The sequence below is a fragment of the Myroides odoratimimus genome (assembly GCF_004337635.1).
In the GTDB taxonomy this organism is placed as follows: Bacteria; Bacteroidota; Bacteroidia; order Flavobacteriales; family Flavobacteriaceae; genus Flavobacterium; species Flavobacterium odoratimimum.
The window spans coordinates 3,724,940-3,740,693 of record NZ_CP037427.1; the positions used below are offsets into that span (position 1 = coordinate 3,724,940).

Genomic DNA, 15,754 nt, shown 5'->3' on the forward strand with positions numbered 1-15,754 from the left:
AAAAAGTTCAAAGAGCACAGTGTTTTTTGAACTTTTTTTCAATAATTGAATACAATATAGATTATGCGTTATAAAATAACAGAATTAGAACAGATTGACTTTAATACCATTCCTTGGGAATTTTTAGTACACTATAACGGACGTGCAGATGACTTGCCACCGTTGCTAGATCAAGCCATCAGCAGTGATATCAGAGATAGTAGATATGCTCTTTTTTCTTTAGCGAATAATATAGAACACAAAGGTGGAGTGATTACCACTACTCCTATTGTATTGATACGCTTATTTCAGTTATTTAAAGAAACGCCTTATAATCAAGACATGTTATTACGCGTTATCCTAAAAGTTGCTAAGGCAATAGGCTTTCAATGGGAGCTTTTTAGAGACAGCAACGAATTTGATAACATCCCTCCTATCCAAGAGCTATATAGTACCCAATCTTCTTTCTTATGGCCTGAATTCGAAACAAGGGAGCAGGATGCTATGATATGGGCTGCTACAGATATGCAAAAAGTCTTTGACTATGCGTGGTATTATACAAAAGAGGTCTTATGTGCTTATCAGCCCGTCTTAGAACAATTAGTAGCACGTGATGACATAGAACAAGGGCTGATATACGACATACTCACTGTAGTTAAAATGGTGAAGGATCAACAGAGAAATATCATTTCTCTTGATAAGACGTGGACTAGTGAACACCTAAAATACGTTATCGTAGAAGATACCTATCTCGAAGACTTTTTAACTAATCTAACACCTGAAATCACGAGATTCTTAAGCTTTGACGCTAATGGTAATCAACCTTTACTAAAAGAATACATCAGACGCTCGCGCATCGAAATAACCAATGGTACAGCCTTAGTATTAGTGCTATTAGACAAAGAAACCAATGAGTTTATCGGAAGCTGTGGATTAAGCGATATCAATGAAGAATCTGTTGAAATAGGTCTTTGGATTAAAGCCTCTAAACAAGGGAAAGGATATGGTACAGAGGTTACTAAAAAACTGATAGAGATAACCAAGTCAGAGATCAATACCTCATCTATACTTTATGCAGTAGAGAAAGGTAATGAGGCAAGTATAAACATTCCTAATAAATTTGGTTTTATCCATGCGTATGACTTTATTATAGAGCCAAGTCCTCTAAAAAACAGAATGAGAGAGATGCAACAATTCATTTTAACGTTATAACCTCATGGATACCTCACTACCAATTACTTATTCGATTAGCAAAGGCAAATTTTTCTTGTACCTCATCGGAGCTTTATTACTTGTAGCAGCAGGAGTACTTGTATTCTATAACTGTTTATATCACAAGGGAAGGTATTTCTTAGGTTCTATAGAACTGACTTATGCTATAGCTGTATTGGCTATAGTATTCTTTGGATATGCTTCCATAATGTTTATTAGTAAATTATTTAGTAATAAACCAGGCATTGTCATTAATGAACAAGGGGTACTTGAGAATGCCACTGCTGTTGTCAATGGGTTAATTCCTTGGCAGGATATTACGTCTGTTGAACTCTATAAAATGCAGAGTCAGAAGTTTGTATTGATCTATGTGAAAAATCCTGAAGAATATATCACCAGACAAAAGAATATGATCAAGAAGAAATCAATGCAGGCTAACTTAAAAACACATGGTACTTCTATATTCATTAATACCAATATGCTTAACGTATCAGATGTAGAATTGGCGATTGCTATTCAACAACAACTAGATAAGAATACGCTTAAATAAACTACCATGGCAAGACCTACTAATAAAACAGAATTAATAACACTGTCTGATGATTTGTTTAATAAACTTATGTCTACGATTGAATCTTTAGACAACCAACGTTTAAACGACAATTTTACAGAAGAGAGTCTCAACAAAAATGTGAGAGATGTACTTATGCACCTGTACGAATGGCACAATATGTTTATGTCTTGGTATCAAGTAGGTATGTCAGGAAATAAGCCAATTATGCCTGCTGAGGGGTATACCTGGAAGACTACTCCTGAATTAAATATTGCTATTAATCAGAAGTATCAGAATATAGCTGTACTAGACAGTATTCAAAAGATTAAAGAATCTCATAACGCTGTACTTCAAATCATTCAACAGCATAGTAACGAAGAATTATTCGAGAAGAAAAGATATCATTGGACAGGAAGCACCTCATTAGGAGCCTATCTTGTATCTGCTACTTCTAGCCATTATGACTGGGCATTAAAGTTCCTGAAGAAAAATGGTATTAAATAATACTACTCTAAAGCATTGCGAAAACTCATAAACTTCTTCACTTTATTCTGATAAGCAGCTGTTCGCTTAGGATAATTCAGCTCTATCACCTCGCTAATTAGCTTCAGATCCTCTTTATACTGCTGTCCTAATAACATCAAAATATCCATCGCAAAAGCTTCTGAGGCTACTTTAGAATCATTAGACAGCCACAGTAGAGAGACATCTACTAGTTTTTTTTCTTGAACAGAAGTACAGACTAGCTTTTTACTTTTGGCTATCAACCAACATATACGACTTATTAGGCGTTTACTTGATTCATTAGTAATGAACTCTACATTATCTATAAAAGTGTCTAAATAAGGCTCTAAACGCAATATATCCCTATCTAGAATATCTTGTAGCAATACAGTAGACATCACATGGATAGCATCATCGTATTCGAAGCTATATTTCAGCAAGAACTTTAATACCTCCTCATCACCACCAATAACTGCTAAAGTGTCTACACGACTCTTAACGTGTATATCTGTTTCTAATACGATCTGATAAAGTTCTTTATGTGTCATTCTTACTCTTGTAGATATCCAAATATATAAAAAAAGCCCTAGTATTATTTACTAGAGCTTTCTTACTTTTATTTAAAAACTGATTATTCTAATACAGGGATGATATGTTCCCAGTTTAACTGTTTAGCATAGTCTATTGGAGTTTTACCTTCACTATTTGGTTCGTTCTTATTAGCTCCTTTTGCTAATAATACCTCAACACTTGTAAGGTTACCTGAGATAACCTCTTTGTGTAAGAACGTGTATCCAGCCTCATCCTTATTCGTTACCTCATCAGGGTTCTCATCTAAGAATTTCTCTAAACTCTCTTTCATATTCTTACTCATAGGGTGTTCTATAAGGTTCTCAGGATGTTCTTTTTGTTCATAAACATAAACCACATCATTAAAATCTCCGAACTCTAATCCCCAAGCAGCATCGTGCTCTGCTCTCTCTTCTTCAGTCATCACAGAACGCATAACCTGCACAGTAAAACCTCCAAAAGCTTTACCTTGACTAATAAACATCCAATCACTGATTTGATCAAGAGTTACTCCTATTTGCTCTCCTTCTTCTATATTCGTAAGCATATTAGGCTGATTTAATAGCTCTCCATAGATAATATCTCCATCGAAGTCTACATCACCTATCCACATATGCTCTACTACAGGCTCTTCTTCACCTTCTACCTCTTGTGTAAAAGCCACTTTAACACTTGCCATATCAAAAGCAGGTACTATTCTTCTATATTCCCAAGACAACTCTCTCCAAAAGTATTTGAAGGTATCTTGAGCTTTCTTATATGCCTCTATTAAGATAGGGTCATCTCCTTTTGCATAAAAAATCGGGTTCTCTTTTTCCATAATAAGTGTTTTATATTTTAATCAAATAGACTACTTAAACTCTAATAACCTACTGTGCAAAAATACTTATCTCTTTTACATATTCAAGCTTAGATTCAACTAATAAATGCAACAGCATTTAAAAAACGGCGGAGAACATTTGCTCCATGGAGCAAATGTTCTCCGCCGTTGGCGAAAAAAAACATCTACTTTTGAGGTTCCTACACACCCAAAAAGATGTCACATTTAACGTTAGAACAAAGATATAAAATAGAAGCATATAAAAAGGCAGGTAAATCACTTACTGAAATTGCTTGTTATATAGGCAAAGACAAGTCTGTTGTTAGCAGAGAGCTTAAGCGCAATTCAGACGAAAGAAATGGTGTTTATAAAGCTAATCTTGGACAAAGAAAGACAGCTCAACGACACAAAGAAAAACGCAAGAGAATACGCTTAACTGAAAACGTAAAAACAACTATTATAGACTATCTTAATCAAGATTATAGTCCAGAACAAATAGTAGGTAGAAGTAAAATTGAAGCAAAAGAAATAGTCTCTGTTGAATGTATTTATCAATTCATTTGGCAGAACAAAAAACAAGGAGGAAAGCTTTATAAGCATCTTAGAACTAAAGGTAAAAAATATAGAAAAAGAGGTACATGCAAAGACAGTAGAGGCTTGATAAGTAATAGAGTAGATATTGAAAAAAGACCTAGTATAGTTGATGATAAATATAGAATAGATGATCTTGAAATAGATTTAGTAATAGGGAAAAATCATCGTGGAGCACTGCTTACTATAAACGATAGAGCTACAGGGGTTTTATGGATGGGAAAGATAGAATCAAAGGAAGCTCACGTTGTAGAAGCTAAAATTATAGAACTCTTAAAAGACTTCAAACCGTTACTTCATACTATGACTTCTGATAACGGAAAAGAGTTTGCAAACCATCAAAATATAGCTAACACTCTAGAGCTTGATTACTACTTCGCAAAGCCTTATCACAGTTGGGAAAGAGGAGCTAATGAAAATTTAAATGGATTAGTAAGACAATATTTCCCTAAAATGACTAATTTCGATTTAATTACACAAGCAGCAATTGACAAGGCTGTAAATATTTTAAACAACAGACCAAGAAAGAGATTTGGTTTTAAATCGCCTAACGAAATTTTTACAGAAAAATTAAACCTAATGGTTACTGTTGCATTTAATACTTGAATCCACCAAGTAATCAAAACAAGTATAGCCCTGCATTAACACAATTTTAATGCACTTTATTTAGAGATATACTTCGGATCGATATAATCCGTTAGCCATACCCCATTAGCAGATTGGTAAAATGCTATTCCCTCTTCATACATCTTATGCGCTAAGATAGTCAGCACTACTACTCTACCATGACGAGAACCCACAATGATAGCAGTCTCTTTATCTTGGCTTAAATGTACATGTTGTCTACTCATCTTCTTAATCCCCTCTTCCTCTATGCTATTCAAGAAACGATCTGCTGTACCATGATATAAAAACTGTGGTGGCTCTTGAGGAGCGAACTCTAAGTCAACAGCTATAGAGTGTCCTTGATTAGCTCTTATCTTAGTACCATCAGTACTATATCCATATCTCTTCTTATTGTTAGTCTCTACGATTTCGTCAAGCTCTTTCTTGGTAAACGATACTCTCTGTTTACTACATTTACTGATTAACTCCTCTACATCAGCCCATCCATTCTCATCTAATTGTATTCCTATTTTACCTGGTTCATGCCTAAGCACTAGACTTAAAAATTTACCTATACTTTTCTTTCTATTCTCGTCCATTATCTTTCTAATTCTTCCAAACTTAGTCCTAACTCTTTAAGTCTATGCTCTAAGTTCACTATAATATAATTTTCTTCTTCACTATCCTTATACTTCTTATATACCACTTTATAGCACGCCAACAATCTCTCATCATTTACTTCCTTTAACCCTTGTAAAGCATATAAAACAACTCTCTCATCATCGTCATATAAACATTTGATAAACTGATTTAGATAGTTCTTCTTGTTCTTGGCTTCTCCTAGCGTATAGATAGCTGTTGCACGTATAGCCTGATTAGCAGATTGAAGTCCTACTAATATATAATCACCATAATCATCCGTTGCTTTTGACACGACATAGGTATAAAAACGAAAAGTCTCCTCCTCATCGATGGTATCGCTTAATGGAGTAATGAACGGCAGCCAATACGCCTTATCCTCTGCATACCAATGTATTGTTTTTAAAGAGACAAGAAGGTTTTGACCTATTAGTTCTTTAATAAAAGGAATCGCTCTTGTAAACGCTACTTTTGCCAAAATCATCGTAAGAGAACTCCTTATATCATCGTCACACTCCTCAGAAAGAACATATTCTATCTCTTGAAGAATAGCTTCACTAATCTCTTTCTTTCGCATTAGACCAACTAGATATTCTAATTTCTCCTCTTTATCTTCAATGGTCTTAAATGACTCCCATAGCGCTTCACTGCTTCCACCTCTAGCATATCCAAACCATCCAGCGTCTTTACTTACTAATTCTCCTGATATAATCTCATCTAACCATCGCTCATACCAGTCTAGGAAGTGCGCTTCATAAGCGAAGCTTGGTTGATAATCTTCATTTATATATACTATTCTTCCGCGATGCTCCCCATTCATCACAAGGCAGGTCGTGATAGCACATCCTTGAGTACCGATGGCTAATAAACCACTAAACAACTTGTTCTGAATCTCGTAGTAGTCCTCATCAGACAAATCGTCTTCTTGTAAAGCAAAAGTTAATGCTTCCCATTCCTCCTTGGTCATTTTAGGATCTAAAATACAGGCTTGTGCTATAGACTTCTTAATATCCTCTACAAATACATCGATTAGATTGGTCCCTAAAGGATATATACCATAATAAGGTCCTGCAGCACTACTCCCATAAGCATCTTCTTGATTAGTTCCATTTCCTACCTGAGTAAGAAAAGCGACTTAAGCCTCTGGCAACTCTACATTATACTCTTGTTCAAAGTGTTTTATATCTGTGTGACGTACTACTTCTCCTATTCCATATTGATGTGAACTTGCTCCAAAAACTTGATATTACTGATCAAAATCCTTAATCATACTAAGCTTATCTTTTATTCTCTCTATCTGTACATTCATAATTTTCTTTTTCCTACTACAAAGAAAGTGAATTTAACCACATAATTATATCGCTATAAAAAGGTATCTTAAACGATAATACTATATAATAACTATTTTAAAAATTACTTGAAAAGATACTTAAATCACTCCCATCATAATCAGGCATGAAATACTGAAGTATCGGGATATAAGCATTGTGCATCCCACTGTGTTCTTTTATTTTCTTCTTGTTTTTCATGATAAATCCATCATAAAAACAATTCTTTTCTTCTCCTAATACTTGCAAAACAGCTATATCTAGATAGGGATGTCTTCTACTGAAGGACTCTATCCCATTGTCATACGCGAATACTTCTTTTACTTCCTTTGCCCCATTGACTAGAGTATCGATATCTCTATATACAACTAGGAATTGTTTCTGATGGCATACCACACTAACAATATTACTAAAAGGAAATAACTTACTCAATTCTTGATTAAAAGCATTCTCATTACAGTCCACTAAAGGCACTATGATATAAGACATTTCCATATACAACTCAGTTTAATGTTATCTTAATCCAAGTTACTATATATAATACACTGTATTGTAATCCAAATCTTAAGTAATTATAACTAAATTATTAAAATCACACTAATAAAGAAACAAATCAAACTTTTTAACCTTTATCCTATATAATATTAATATTACACAAATATTAATCTATTATTTTAGTACTCTATATTTACCAATATCCTATAATAGCTTTCTGATCTAAAGTAAGAGATATATCATCAGACTCTTCATTAATGATTAATAAACAATCATATTGTTGCATTGAATAACACACATCATTAACCACTGCGATACTATCTACTAATGCAAATATAAATAGGTACACAGCATTAGTATTCACCCCATCAGAGCTAATTTGTACTACTTCATCCTTTATAGATTGATGTAACATTAGATTAAAATCTTTACCTAAGGAATAAGAGGTAATGTCTTCTTCAGAACCAAAAGAGAAAAGAGTATGGGTAGTATAATATTCCTCTTTCCCTTGTCTATATAGCTTTAAATCCCCTTCTAGCATAGATAGATATCTCCTATATCCATTAAAACGGGTAAACTCAGAAGGAACTGCTTCTATAGTAGCGCTGCTTATTCTAAATATAAAATCCTTATCTACATATTGAGTATCTCGAGGATATATCACATACTCATTTGTCTTACCTCCTGACCAAACACTAGTTATGATCTCTTCTTTTTTTATTAATTCTATTGTCATGCGTAGAAATAGTTTACTCTTTATTCTGCTATAAAACGAACATCTTTCTCATTCGTTTTATCCACCACTAAGATAACACATGGATGTATTGTAAAGCTTCTATTTTCTTGACTTTGTTTAATTGTATAAGACAACTCTAACACATCTCCTTTCGCTACTAATTCCTTTATTTCAAAAGAAGTATCTTTATCTGTAGGCTGACCTACTAAAGCTAAGACAAATGATCTTTTAAAATCAATAGACGTTGGTACTCCCTGCTCTCCCATTGTAGTTGCAGTACCAAAATAAGACTCAAAGTGATCTTGTGAAGTAATACGAAGACTTTCTACTTTATCATTCTCCACTGTATTTTTTACAAAATATCCCTTAGCCAACTCATATTTTACCTCCTGTTGTTTATCTGTATCACTTAATTCTATTTCATTCTCTGTACTTTCTTTCTTAGCTGTGTTACAACTACCTAACAGAATAGTCCCTAATAATAACATCAATATACTTCTGTTCATAATATAGATTTTATCTAAAATAACTCTCTATCTCTTCTTTTATTGCAATAAAACGTCAATTTAACTTTTATACCATATCATATATAATTCAAATCTTTAAATATATTGTAATTACTATCATTGTTAGACTTTAACACACTGCCCTTTATTGTCAATAAAAAACTATTTTCTATATTTAGTTCTATAACTAAAACATATCGAATTTTTAAACTCGTGAACTATTATGAAAAAAAGAAGTTTTTTAGTGAGTACGATTCTGTGCTCTGCCTTTATATTCACATCATTAACAGCTTGTAACAAGAATGATGACAACGGAAACAAGCCACAAGAAGAACACTTTATCTCTGAAAAGGACTATAGTCTAGATAAACTGGATGAAGCAGGAGCTATTAAAGTAATGACCTACAATATGCCTTATCTAAACGGAAAGAGTCAAAGTACCACAGCTCTTATCATGTATCCCAAAACACCTAAACCAAAAGATGGTTACCGCATCGTGGTATGGGCTCACGGTACAGTAGGAGTAGCAGATGCTTGTGCTCCTAGTAATAATCCATTAGGAGAAAACTTTAAAGTAACTGCTAAAGCCTTATTAGCTCAAGGATATGTGATCGTAGCTCCTGATTATGAAGGACTAGGTACCCCTGGTATACATCCTTACTTACACCTAAAGAGTGAAGCCCTATCTGCTACTTATGCTATCAAAGCTGTAAAAGATAAATATACTAACGACTTTAACGGAGACTGGATGTCTGCTGGACAATCTCAAGGTGGTCAAGCTTCTCTAGGTATAGCAGAGTTAGCAAATAGTGATACTACTTATAAAGGAGCTGTAGCTGGTGCACCTGCCTCTAGTTTAGGAAAAATCATTCTAGAAGTAGCTCCAGTAGCTCTTGCAAAAATAGAAGCTATGGAGAATGCTAGCCCTACTCCTATACCTTTAGAAAAGAGAAGTTCTGTTACATCTTATGCTACGCTATTAGCTTATGCTGCTCTAGCAGGAGTAGGTATTAAAGCAGAAACTCCGTCTTATGACTATACTGCGATATTCGAAGATAGAGCTAAAGGCTTTGCTAAACTAGCTGAAGGAAGTAATGGAGATAATGGAGACTGTCTAGATGGAGTACGTCAAGCGTTTATGGCTGACATCATTAAGTATATGAATGAAGATCCTAGTAATAAGGTAATGACTTACCCTGGTCTTAATAATGAGAAGTTTAAGAATGACCCTATCATCCAAAAGTTCTTATTAGATAGTCAGCCAGGAACCAAGAAAATAGACAAACCTATCTTAGTCATCCAAGGACAAGCGGATACTAATGTACCTGCTATCGTGACTCAGGGAATGGTAAAAGGCTTACAAGACCTAGGTTCTCCTAGTGTAGAGATTATCTTAGTAGAAGGTGCTGGACACACTCAAGCTATCGTATGGAAGAATGATGAACTAGTGAAGTTTATCAATAAATACATGCCTGCTCAATAGCAAATAAACACAAAAACAATAAAGGTCACTAACAGAAGCTAGTGACCTTTATTATATCTTTAAATCAAGTACATTAAGTCAGAAAATTCTTAATTCTTAATTCTTAATTCTTAATTCTTAATTCTTAATTCTTAATTCTTAATTAAACTATATCTCGTGTTGCAGAACGAAAGCTTTGTTATACGTCTCTTTGCGTTGTTTACGAGGATAGAATACTAAGCCTATCTTACCATCAGTGATAGGACTTATCCCTGATAATACTAAATCGTTATTATCAATAGACAACACTTCCTTAGTCAATAAGTTTTGGTATCCTTTTTTATTCTTGTTATAGAACAGTTCTACTAGTTCATCATTCTTAATCACTAACCACCCATTTCCAAACTCAGTCGTGAATTGTATTGCATTAGTATCATCACTTACGCGTTGTGGATGCCAAGTACCGAAGAACTCATCTCCGATATTAAATAGGTCTCCATACATCCCTTCTCCATCTGCATCTATCTCTACGATACCTATCTCACCATTCTCCTCACATAACAAATATGATTTCTCATCAAATGACAAAGTCAGCGCTTCGTGTACAAAAGGAAAATCGAACTCTAGTAATCTTCTTCTCAATTCCTCCCCATTCTCATCTATCTGACGGTGAAGCCATCCATCCTCTACCTCTGTAATGATATGAATCTCTCCATTTCGTACACAGATCTTATTATCTTTAGGAAAAGGAATAGCTACTTTCTTTTCATCCACTAGCACACCCTCTTTAAATGCTATAACGTTCATTACATCTGCCGCTTTTTCGCTCCAGATATCTACATTATAGAAAATAGAATGGTCTGCTGTACATCCTACAAAGCGTCCATCAAATGACTTGTTCCCTTTAAATCCTTTTACACTCTTATCAAATATAGCATAAGAAGTCATCTCTTCTTCCTCTCCACTTACTAAAGAAACAAAGTTCTCCTTAGTAGGGCTTAAAAATAAAGTAGGCAATACTCCCCTAGTCTCTTTCTCCTCTTTTGTATTCCCGTCTTTATCAATGATAGTATATACTAACTCATAAGTATTAGTATCTCCTTCATTCGAATAAATATAATTTGCGATTAACAGTCCCTCTTTATTCCAACAGCTCCCCTTTACGCTTAATGCATAAGGTACTTCTATTGTAGATATTAACCCAAAAGATGTTTTTTCGTTCATAAGATTTAAAGCGTTTAATTCTGTGCAAAGGTAGCAAAAACAATATAGACATACTTGTATAACACACAAAACTTATTTAGTTTACCGTGGACAGTTATCAGTTAACAGAATTGCCTACACATAGCGTTGTAATGTTGATAGTACAGATTCATAATCCATGATAAACCGATGGCGCGGATTTATAATCCGTGACAATCACACAATAACCACTAAGTACATCTTGTCTATAAGAAAAAACTTAATTCTTAATTATACTAATACGTCTCCTATCTCAGCATGCATCTTTTTAAACATAGCTGCTGCAAAAGGACATAATGGCAATACCTTTAAATTCTTTTCTCTTACATAAGGGATTACACCTTCAAGTAATATAGCCTTTCCTACTCCTTTACCATTAAATGCTTCTTCTACTCCCGTATGATCTATAATAATCTTATCTGTACCCGCTACAGAATAAGTCATATCTCCGGCGCGCTGTCCGTCTATATAAGCAACGAATGCGCCTTTTGTCTCTTGAGCTTCATGTTTTATTTCCATAATGTATTTTATTATTGATTAATGTTATAATAAGCTTTTGTTCTCCATTCCCTAGTTTCCTAAATCTAAACAGCTAATTCTGTATTTATAGTCACTTCTCCTGTCAATACCTTATGTACAGGACATTTATCAGCGATAATAGCTAATCTCTTCTTCATATCAACATCTAATGATGCACCTTCGAACGAGACCTTTCTATTAAAAGTAGTCTTTGTCCCTGTAGTATCTCTAGTCATCTCTATTTCCACCACAATCTTCTCAGCTTCCCACTTCTTTCTATCCATGTACATTCTCAGTGTAGCAGCTGTACAGCTCGCTAGTGAAGTAGCCAATACTTCGAATGGGTTAAACCCTTTATTCTGTCCACCTAGATCAGCAGGCTCATCCGTAATCAATACATTACTACCAGCTGTAACCTCTGTATAATATAATTCAGTACCTAAAACGGCTTTTACTGTCACGTCCATATTACTTCTTATTTTTAAATGATTTCATCCCTTCTGGAAATGGTACATAACTATCACTATCCCCTTCAATTAAAGGAAACACCTCATAGTTCTGATTGATCCAGTCTTGTTTTGCTTTCTCTAGTTTATCAGTATCATGAGACACGAAGTTCCACAGTATATAGCGCTCTTCTGGTAGAGGTTCCCCTCCGAAGATATAGACTGTAGTATTAGGCTTCATTTCGAACTCACATAGCGTACTATCATTAGAGATCAAGATATTCTTAGGTTCGTACTCATGCTCACCACTCTTCACTCCTCCTTCTAAGATATACATCGCTGCCTCTCCGAATAGTCCACTTCCTATATTTATCTTTTTATGTTCTGTAGATTTGATTTCGATATAATACAATGGGCTATATACAGGCACAGGTGATTTTCTTCCTAATGCTTCTCCTGCTATCAGTTTATACGACACACCATCCTCTTCCCAACTAGGCAAATCTTTTGCTTCGATATGCACAAAAGAAGGCTCCATATCTTCTAGTTCTTTAGGCAATGCTATCCAAATCTGTAACCCGTGTAGAATAGCATCTGGTGTAGTCGTGCGTATATCCTCTGGCATACGCTCAGAATGTACTACACCTCTACCTGCTGTCATCCAGTTTACCGCACCTGGTGTGATACGCTCTACGCTTCCCACACTATCTCTATGCATGATCTGTCCTTCGAATAGATAAGTCAATGTAGATAAACCTATGTGAGGATGTGGATCTACATCTAAATTATCGTGTTCTGCTACGGATATAGGTCCCATATGATCTATAAAAGAAAATGGTCCTACGGTTCTCTTTTGTCTAAAAGGTAATAACCTACCTACTAAGAAATTACCAATACTCGCTGCACGTTCCTCTATAACTAAATCTACGTTTGACATAATATGATTATTTAATTGATGAATACTTAATTGTTCTAGTGTAAAAGTATAGAAGTTCTATTCATTACTAGTTAATATAGATTAAGAACCACTTCATTTATCTCCCAAAACTCTTCTCTTTAAAGATACTGATTCTATAGAAAACAGTAAAGTTGAAAACACTTTTTTAACGTTTATAACAGTTCCCCTTTCTAATAAGTAGACTTCCTCCCTAAATTCTCTTCGAGTTTCTTGAGGTTTGCTAGGGGTTTTCTTCGAGTTTACTAGCCCAAAGCACGTTTTTCAGCAAGAATACTCCTAGAAACCCCCAAGGAATCTCCTAGCATCCTACACCATGATTAAGGCACTACACTCATCAATGGTATATAAAAAAAATAAAGCATAAGTCAACTCAATAAACTTATGCTTTATAAACAAAACCTAAATAATAAAATCTTTATTACTTATCTGATGTTAATTAACTACGTTAACATCGCTCAAAAAAAAATAACTATGAAATTGTATACTACATCTATACAATAACAAATGCTGTGCCAAAAAAGCAATTTGAACGAATAGAATGATTTTTTATTCATAATTCTACACTATACCTCATCAATTAGTTCACTAAACTTGAGTATTGACAAGGGGTAATGCTATTTTTATCACAGATAGTATTCTAGAGTATTTTATTACCTCTATAATGATAATGTTCTTTTTAGAATAAAATTGATACCTACTCTACCTCTTCTATTTAATCCCATTTATGCTCAGATGACAAGGCTAACTTACCTCCTCCTGTAAAGAATAACCCAACAGCAACTAAGGCATAGATACCTAATAACTCTACCTTCCATCCACCATTATCATTTAAGCTAAAGATATCTGAGCTCTGTACTAATAACATAGCCGTAATACAATTAATTACAAATACTAAACTGGCTAATCGTGTTCTATATCCTATTAAGATCAGAAGAGGTGCTATCACTTCTCCTACATAGACTCCGTATCCGAAAAAGGCAGGAAGCCCTTTATCCATTAACACACTTTGGATAAACGAAATACCATTAAATAATTTTCCTATTCCGTATAACAACATTGGAAAGCCAATACTAATACGCGTAATTAATAAACCGATGTCTTGATTCTTGTTCATTTCTATTGTATTTTAAAGATTTATTTTTGCAAAAACACCAACGTTTTCTAGGTGTTTCCATGAATTATTAAACTGTTCTAAGTTGACTGCTACACCGAAGCTATATTCCTCATACTTCACCCCTAATCTGATATGTTGGAATCCTCTGGTATATTCTTCTGCGTTCACATTACCGACTGCAGATACTCTGAATAATCCTTTCACTTTATCTGTCAGCTGAGGGGTATATTCAAATAATAATGATTGTTCTAGTGTAAAACCTGCTTGGTATGTTGTCCCTACAGCATAAGAGAACAATACCTCCTTACCTGATACCTGATATTGAAGCAACATACTGGCAAACTTGCCTGGATTCTTAATTCCTATAGAGGTGTTTAAAGTAAAGTGTTTTGAAAATTGATAAGCTAGCGTATTACGCATAAATAGAATATTGTGCTTATCATTATCATATTCTGTATCGAATAGAATAAGGTTCTGAAGTTTGACCTTATCGCTAATCTGATAATTAAATGTATGGGTGTAAAAGTAAGAACGGTGACCTACCATTCCTTCTGGATTATATGAAAATTTCTGAGCGAAAACACCTTGCCCAAAAACCATTAAAATTACTACATAAAAAAAAGCTAATCTCATTTGTCTTCTATTCTTATTTGTATAAGACAAATGTATTAGCTCGAGAGAACGTGCTTCTTAAGATAACTTAAGAAAAACTTATTAGGTAAAAAAACTTATTTATTATAAGTTCTTTTTCTTTAAATAGCTTAGAAACTCAGGAGTCACACCTAGATAAGAGGCTATGATATACTGAGGTACACGTTGCTCTATATCTCTGTACTCCTTTATAAACTTCTGATAACGAGAGTACACCTCTGTACTGAGATTCTCTAACATACGCTCCTGTAGTGCTACATAAGCACTCTGAATCTTAATTCTAAAAAATGTAGATATCTCCGGAACTTCTTGATAGAGTTGCTCTAGATTAGATTGACTAATTTGCAAAATTACAGCAGGTTCGATAGCTTGAATATACATCTGAGAATCTTTCTGTGTCAAAAAACTATACAAATCATTTATCCACCAATTCTCAATACCAATCTGTAGGGTATGCTCTTGACTATTCTCATCTAGATAATAACATCTAGCGCTCCCTTCTACAATAAAGCGCATAGACTTAGAAGGTTGCCCTGGAGTGAGAAGAAACTCTTTCCTTTTTAATTTCACTATTTCTACGCTGTCTAATACTTTATGTACAGTGTGTTCATCCAGTGTAATAGTTTGTCTTAAATGTGCTATAAAGACATCAAAATACTGCTCCTGCATATTCATTGCTCAAAAATAAAAAACAAAGAAACACTTTTTACAGCAATATAAAAACGATAAAAAAAGCTTTATTATCAACAAAACATATCACATATCAAACAATATCATTTTATAATGAAGCTTAACAAACACTCCTGTTTTGTATTCTAAAAAG

At 34.2% G+C, this 15,754-nt stretch carries 19 protein-coding genes; 5 read left to right on the plus strand and 14 right to left on the minus strand.

Annotated elements, in window-relative coordinates; genetic code table 11:
* Nucleotides 1-63 precede the first annotated feature (63 nt).
* The 3 genes from E0Z07_RS16950 to E0Z07_RS16960 are packed head-to-tail and all read left to right on the plus strand — an operon-like array spanning nt 64 to nt 2,248.
* Entirely contained in the window at nt 64-1,191 is a 1,128-nt protein-coding gene (locus tag E0Z07_RS16950) for a GNAT family N-acetyltransferase (protein ID WP_006258411.1), read from the plus strand.
* Between the two features lie 4 nt (nt 1,192-1,195).
* A complete protein-coding gene (locus E0Z07_RS16955) occupies nt 1,196-1,741 on the plus strand; it encodes an STM3941 family protein (RefSeq protein WP_006258412.1) in 546 nt (181 codons plus the stop codon).
* 6 nt (nt 1,742-1,747) lie between these two features.
* Nucleotides 1,748-2,248, plus strand: coding sequence for a ClbS/DfsB family four-helix bundle protein (locus tag E0Z07_RS16960; protein ID WP_006258413.1), 501 nt, complete (start codon nt 1,748-1,750; stop codon nt 2,246-2,248).
* A 2-nt stretch (nt 2,249-2,250) separates the two neighbouring features.
* Here the strand turns inward: E0Z07_RS16960 and E0Z07_RS16965 are convergent, their stop codons facing one another.
* Entirely contained in the window at nt 2,251-2,796 is a 546-nt protein-coding gene (locus tag E0Z07_RS16965; protein ID WP_006258414.1) for a hypothetical protein, read from the minus strand.
* Between the two features lie 83 nt (nt 2,797-2,879).
* The gene (locus E0Z07_RS16970; protein WP_006258415.1) at nt 2,880-3,638 is read right to left on the minus strand and encodes a DUF2314 domain-containing protein; all 759 of its coding nucleotides are present in this window, start codon (nt 3,636-3,638) and stop codon (nt 2,880-2,882) included.
* A gap of 216 nt (nt 3,639-3,854) precedes the next feature.
* Between E0Z07_RS16970 and E0Z07_RS16975 the strand changes: the two genes are divergently transcribed.
* Nucleotides 3,855-4,835, plus strand: coding sequence for an IS30 family transposase (locus E0Z07_RS16975; protein WP_006258416.1), 981 nt, complete (start codon nt 3,855-3,857; stop codon nt 4,833-4,835).
* 56 nt (nt 4,836-4,891) lie between these two features.
* Here the strand turns inward: E0Z07_RS16975 and E0Z07_RS16980 are convergent, their stop codons facing one another.
* The 5 genes from E0Z07_RS16980 to E0Z07_RS17000 all read right to left on the minus strand — a co-directional run bounded on the left by E0Z07_RS16980 (nt 4,892) and on the right by E0Z07_RS17000 (nt 8,539).
* Nucleotides 4,892-5,434, minus strand: coding sequence for an RNA 2'-phosphotransferase (locus E0Z07_RS16980; protein ID WP_006258417.1), 543 nt, complete (start codon nt 5,432-5,434; stop codon nt 4,892-4,894).
* Nucleotides 5,434-6,441 carry a HEAT repeat domain-containing protein gene (locus E0Z07_RS16985; protein WP_006258418.1) on the minus strand — a complete coding sequence of 336 codons (1,008 nt, stop codon included), beginning with the start codon at nt 6,439-6,441 and terminating at the stop codon, nt 5,434-5,436. The genes E0Z07_RS16980 and E0Z07_RS16985 overlap by 1 nt, the downstream gene beginning before the upstream one ends.
* Nucleotides 6,442-6,880: 439 nt before the next feature.
* On the minus strand, nt 6,881-7,297 hold the full coding sequence (locus E0Z07_RS16990) for a hypothetical protein (RefSeq protein WP_006258419.1): 417 nt from the start codon (nt 7,295-7,297) through the stop codon (nt 6,881-6,883).
* Nucleotides 7,298-7,490: 193 nt separating this feature from the next.
* Complete coding sequence (locus E0Z07_RS16995) at nt 7,491-8,033, minus strand: HutD family protein (RefSeq protein ID WP_006258420.1); 543 nt, start codon at nt 8,031-8,033, stop codon at nt 7,491-7,493.
* 20 nt (nt 8,034-8,053) lie between these two features.
* Nucleotides 8,054-8,539, minus strand: a complete 486-nt coding sequence (locus E0Z07_RS17000; RefSeq protein WP_006258421.1) for a hypothetical protein — start codon at nt 8,537-8,539, stop codon at nt 8,054-8,056.
* A gap of 223 nt (nt 8,540-8,762) precedes the next feature.
* On the opposite strand from E0Z07_RS17000, the gene E0Z07_RS17005 reads away from it, so the two are divergent.
* Nucleotides 8,763-10,022, plus strand: coding sequence for an alpha/beta hydrolase family protein (locus E0Z07_RS17005; RefSeq protein ID WP_006258422.1), 1,260 nt, complete (start codon nt 8,763-8,765; stop codon nt 10,020-10,022).
* Nucleotides 10,023-10,169: 147 nt separating this feature from the next.
* Here E0Z07_RS17005 and E0Z07_RS17010 read toward each other — a convergent pair whose 3' ends face one another.
* The 7 genes from E0Z07_RS17010 to E0Z07_RS17040 form a co-directional block, all read right to left on the minus strand.
* Nucleotides 10,170-11,225, minus strand: coding sequence for a hypothetical protein (locus E0Z07_RS17010; protein WP_059051699.1), 1,056 nt, complete (start codon nt 11,223-11,225; stop codon nt 10,170-10,172).
* A 249-nt stretch (nt 11,226-11,474) separates the two neighbouring features.
* Nucleotides 11,475-11,762 (minus strand): GNAT family N-acetyltransferase, encoded by a 288-nt coding sequence (locus E0Z07_RS17015; RefSeq protein ID WP_006258424.1) that lies wholly within the window; start codon nt 11,760-11,762, stop codon nt 11,475-11,477.
* Nucleotides 11,763-11,827: 65 nt separating this feature from the next.
* Nucleotides 11,828-12,229, minus strand: coding sequence for an OsmC family protein (locus tag E0Z07_RS17020; RefSeq protein WP_006258425.1), 402 nt, complete (start codon nt 12,227-12,229; stop codon nt 11,828-11,830).
* A gap of 1 nt (nt 12,230) precedes the next feature.
* Nucleotides 12,231-13,145: a pirin family protein gene (locus E0Z07_RS17025; RefSeq protein ID WP_006258426.1), complete on the minus strand. Its 915-nt coding sequence runs from the start codon at nt 13,143-13,145 to the stop codon at nt 12,231-12,233.
* Between the two features lie 733 nt (nt 13,146-13,878).
* Nucleotides 13,879-14,280 (minus strand): DoxX family protein, encoded by a 402-nt coding sequence (locus E0Z07_RS17030; RefSeq protein ID WP_006258428.1) that lies wholly within the window; start codon nt 14,278-14,280, stop codon nt 13,879-13,881.
* 12 nt (nt 14,281-14,292) lie between these two features.
* Entirely contained in the window at nt 14,293-14,913 is a 621-nt protein-coding gene (locus E0Z07_RS17035) for a hypothetical protein (RefSeq protein ID WP_006258429.1), read from the minus strand.
* Between the two features lie 102 nt (nt 14,914-15,015).
* Nucleotides 15,016-15,606, minus strand: coding sequence for a Crp/Fnr family transcriptional regulator (locus tag E0Z07_RS17040; RefSeq protein ID WP_006258430.1), 591 nt, complete (start codon nt 15,604-15,606; stop codon nt 15,016-15,018).
* Between the last annotated feature and the right edge of the window lie 148 nt (nt 15,607-15,754).

Excerpts from the sequence above, each read along its gene's own strand:
- E0Z07_RS16950 (WP_006258411.1), top strand. The coding sequence starts at position 64 with ATGCGTTATAAAATAACAGAATTAGAACAGATTGACTTTAATACCATT.
- E0Z07_RS16955 (WP_006258412.1), top strand. The coding sequence starts at position 1,196 with ATGGATACCTCACTACCAATTACTTATTCGATTAGCAAAGGCAAATTT.
- E0Z07_RS16960 (WP_006258413.1), top strand. The coding sequence starts at position 1,748 with ATGGCAAGACCTACTAATAAAACAGAATTAATAACACTGTCTGATGAT.
- E0Z07_RS16965 (WP_006258414.1), bottom strand. The coding sequence starts at position 2,796 with ATGACACATAAAGAACTTTATCAGATCGTATTAGAAACAGATATACAC.
- E0Z07_RS16970 (WP_006258415.1), bottom strand. The coding sequence starts at position 3,638 with ATGGAAAAAGAGAACCCGATTTTTTATGCAAAAGGAGATGACCCTATC.
- E0Z07_RS16975 (WP_006258416.1), top strand. The coding sequence starts at position 3,855 with ATGTCACATTTAACGTTAGAACAAAGATATAAAATAGAAGCATATAAA.
- E0Z07_RS16980 (WP_006258417.1), bottom strand. The coding sequence starts at position 5,434 with ATGGACGAGAATAGAAAGAAAAGTATAGGTAAATTTTTAAGTCTAGTG.
- E0Z07_RS16985 (WP_006258418.1), bottom strand. The coding sequence starts at position 6,441 with ATGACCAAGGAGGAATGGGAAGCATTAACTTTTGCTTTACAAGAAGAC.
- E0Z07_RS16990 (WP_006258419.1), bottom strand. The coding sequence starts at position 7,297 with ATGGAAATGTCTTATATCATAGTGCCTTTAGTGGACTGTAATGAGAAT.
- E0Z07_RS16995 (WP_006258420.1), bottom strand. The coding sequence starts at position 8,033 with ATGACAATAGAATTAATAAAAAAAGAAGAGATCATAACTAGTGTTTGG.
- E0Z07_RS17000 (WP_006258421.1), bottom strand. The coding sequence starts at position 8,539 with ATGAACAGAAGTATATTGATGTTATTATTAGGGACTATTCTGTTAGGT.
- E0Z07_RS17005 (WP_006258422.1), top strand. The coding sequence starts at position 8,763 with ATGAAAAAAAGAAGTTTTTTAGTGAGTACGATTCTGTGCTCTGCCTTT.
- E0Z07_RS17010 (WP_059051699.1), bottom strand. The coding sequence starts at position 11,225 with ATGAACGAAAAAACATCTTTTGGGTTAATATCTACAATAGAAGTACCT.
- E0Z07_RS17015 (WP_006258424.1), bottom strand. The coding sequence starts at position 11,762 with ATGGAAATAAAACATGAAGCTCAAGAGACAAAAGGCGCATTCGTTGCT.
- E0Z07_RS17020 (WP_006258425.1), bottom strand. The coding sequence starts at position 12,229 with ATGGACGTGACAGTAAAAGCCGTTTTAGGTACTGAATTATATTATACA.
- E0Z07_RS17025 (WP_006258426.1), bottom strand. The coding sequence starts at position 13,145 with ATGTCAAACGTAGATTTAGTTATAGAGGAACGTGCAGCGAGTATTGGT.
- E0Z07_RS17030 (WP_006258428.1), bottom strand. The coding sequence starts at position 14,280 with ATGAACAAGAATCAAGACATCGGTTTATTAATTACGCGTATTAGTATT.
- E0Z07_RS17035 (WP_006258429.1), bottom strand. The coding sequence starts at position 14,913 with ATGAGATTAGCTTTTTTTTATGTAGTAATTTTAATGGTTTTTGGGCAA.
- E0Z07_RS17040 (WP_006258430.1), bottom strand. The coding sequence starts at position 15,606 with ATGAATATGCAGGAGCAGTATTTTGATGTCTTTATAGCACATTTAAGA.